Genomic DNA, 3,229 nt, shown 5'->3' with positions numbered 1-3,229 from the left:
GCCATACCGAAACGGAGGAATAAAACTCCAATTCGGTAATAAAATAAGAACCTAAACAACTAAATACCTAACGTATAACTAGAAATAGATTAGACGACAAAAAATACTAAAATCCAGAAAAAAAGTTTTAAATTTTCGAAATTTAAGAAACAATTTCAAAGGACAAAGGAAAAATAACGTCAAAAGGATTAGGTCAAGTTACTAAGAGCGTAGGGCGAATGCCTAGGCACCAAGAGCCGAAGAAGGACGCGGTAAGCTGCGAAAAGCTACGGATAGCTGCAAACAAGCTATGACCCGTAGATATCCGAATGGGGGAACCCACCTGAGCAAACCTCAGGTATCTTACTGTGAATAAATAGCAGGAAAGAAGGGAACCCGGAGAACTGAAACATCTAAGTACCCGGAGGAAAAGAAAGTAACAACGATTTCCCAAGTAGCGGCGAGCGAACGGGAAGAAGCCCGGTAGGGCGGAAGAAACTAGAATAGTCGAATAGCATTGGAAAAACTACCGACACAGCGTAAAAGGCGCGTAGACGAAATTCTAGCGAACCAAACTACCTTAACGAGTAGCATGGAACACGAGAAATTCTGTGTGAAAATAGGAGGCCCACCTCCTAAGGCTAAATACTACTTGGTGACCGATAGTGGACCAGTACCGTGAGGGAAAGGTGAAAAGAACCCCGGAAGGGGAGTGAAATAGAATCTGAAACCCTATGCTTACAAGCAGAGAAAGCACATTAAAAGTGTAATCTCGTACTTTTTGTAGAACGGGCCAGCGAGTTATTGTATATAGCAAGATTAAACCATTAAGTGGTGGAGTCGAAGGGAAACCGAGTCTTAATAGGGCGTAGAGTTATATATAATAGACCCGAAACCGGGTGATCTATCCATGGGCAGGGTGAAATAGCGGTAAAACGCTATGGAGGCCCGAACCGGGTATGGTTTAAAACATATCGGATGACCTGTGGATAGGGGTGAAAAGCCAAACGAACTCGGATATAGCTGGTTCTCCTCGAAATAGCTTTAGGGCTAGCCTTTAGGAAATTTAATGGAGGTAGAGCACTGACTGGTTGCGGGGCGTGTATACGCTACCAACACCTATCAAACTCCGAATACCAAGAAAATGATCCTAAGGAGTCAGACATGGAGGGATAAGCTCCCATGTCAAAAGGGAAAGAGCCCAGACCACCGACTAAGGTCCCCAAATACAGATTAAGTGGTAAAGGATGTGAAGTTACTGAGACAACCAGGATGTTGGCTTAGAAGCAGCCATACATTTAAAGAGTGCGTAATAGCTCACTGGTCAAGTGATTTTGCGCCAAAGATTTCCGGGGCTAAATCTGATACCGAAGTCGTGGACTTGTAATACAAGTGGTAGAGGAGCATTGTATGAAGGCAGAAGCAGTACCGTAAGGAGCTGTGGACATCATAGAAGAGAGAATGCTGGCATAAGTAGCGATAAGGCGAGTGAGAATCTCGCCCGTCGAAAACCTAAGGATTCCTGGGCAAGGCTCGTCCCCCCAGGGTAAGTCGGGACCTAAGGCCAGGCTGAAAAGCGTAGCCGATGGACAACAGGTTGAAATTCCTGTACTATCTTAAATCGCAACTAGCAACGTGGGGACGCAGGAGGATAGCCTTACCGTACAGAAAGGAAAAGTACGGCTAAATAACAAGCGAGAGTCTACAGGGAAAACCGTAGACTTGGTAAAGTGAGTTATGATGGGGATCGAAAAACAAGTAGAGAAGAAGAACTATTCACACTGCCAAGAAAAACCACTAGCGAGATGAAAAGATACCCGTACCGCAAACCGACACAGGTAGGAAAGGAGAGAATCCTAAGACGCGCGGAAGAACCTTTGTTAAGGAACTCGGCAAAATGACCCCGTAACTTAGGGAGAAGGGGAACCGGTGGGACAACCCATCGGTCGCAGTGAATAGGCCCAAGCGACTGTTTACCAAAAACACAAGTTTCTGCTAAGTCGTAAGACGAAGTATAGGAGCTGACACCTGCCCGGTGCTGGAAGGTTAAGGGGAAGGCTTAGCGTAAGCGAAGGCTAGAACTTAAGCCCCAGTAAACGGCGGCCGTAACTATAACGGTCCTAAGGTAGCGAAATTCCTCGTCGGGTAAGTTCCGACCCGCACGAAAGGTGTAACGATTTGGGCACTGTCTCAACAAAGGATCCGGTGAAATTGTAGTATGCGTGAAGATGCGCATTACCCGCGGCAGGACGGAAAGACCCCATGGAGCTTTACTGTAGGCTGACATTGGATTTCGGTAAAACATGTACAGAATAGGTGGGAGACTAAGAACCAAGGGCGTCAGCTTTTGGGGAGTCAAAAAATGGGATACCACTCTTGTTTTACTGGAATTCTAACCCAGGACCATAGAACTGGTTCGGGGACACTGTCAGTTGGGCAGTTTGACTGGGGCGGTCGCCTCCTAAACAGTAACGGAGGCGCTCAAAGGTTCCCTCAGCACGGACGGAAATCGTGCAAAGAGTGCAAAGGCAGAAGGGAGCTTAACTGCAAGACATACAGGTCGAGCAGATACGAAAGTAGGACTTAGTGATCCGGTGGTACCGAGTGGAAGGGCCATCGCTCAACGGATAAAAGCTACCCTGGGGATAACAGGCTTATCTCCCCCAAGAGTTCACATCGACGGGGAGGTTTGGCACCTCGATGTCGGCTCGTCTCATCCTGGGGCTGAAGTAGGTCCCAAGGGTTGGACTGTTCGTCCATTAAAGAGGCACGCGAGCTGGGTTCAGAACGTCGTGAGACAGTTCGGTCCCTATCCGTCGCGGGCGTAGGAAATTTGAAAGGAGCTATCCTTAGTACGAGAGGACCGGGATGGACAAACCAATGGTGCACGTGTTGTCACGCCAGTGGCATAGCACGGAAGCTACGTTTGGAAAGGATAAGAGCTGAAGGCATCTAAGCACGAAGCCCCCCTTAAGATAAGATTTCCCATCGAAAGAATAAGGCAACTTGAAGACTACGAGTTAGATAGGCATGAGGTATAAGAGTAGTAATACTTTAAGCTAACATGTACTAATGAGCCGAAGACTTGACCAAAGAATTTATAGAAAACGTTAGATATTTAGTTGAAGGTTAGCGCGGTTTTAATAGAGCAAGGGATCCACCTGTACCCATGCCGAACACAGAAGTTAAGCCTTGCATCGCCGAAGGTACTCGGAGGGCGACCTCCCGGGAGATTAGGACGAAGCCGCAC

General features: G+C 47.3%; 2 rRNA genes. Both read left to right on the top strand.

The features are described 5' to 3' along the window. Positions 1-191: 191 nt before the first annotated feature. Positions 192-3,072: ribosomal RNA gene (locus C7381_RS08500) — 23S ribosomal RNA — on the top strand. A 40-nt stretch (positions 3,073-3,112) separates the two neighbouring features. After that, positions 3,113-3,229, top strand: a 5S ribosomal RNA gene (gene rrf / locus C7381_RS08495).

This window comes from Ezakiella coagulans, assembly GCF_003096635.1.
GTDB lineage: Bacteria > Bacillota > Clostridia > Tissierellales > Peptoniphilaceae > Ezakiella > Ezakiella coagulans.
Note: the sequence above shows the minus strand (reverse complement) of the source record. Positions and strands in the feature narration are given on the sequence as shown.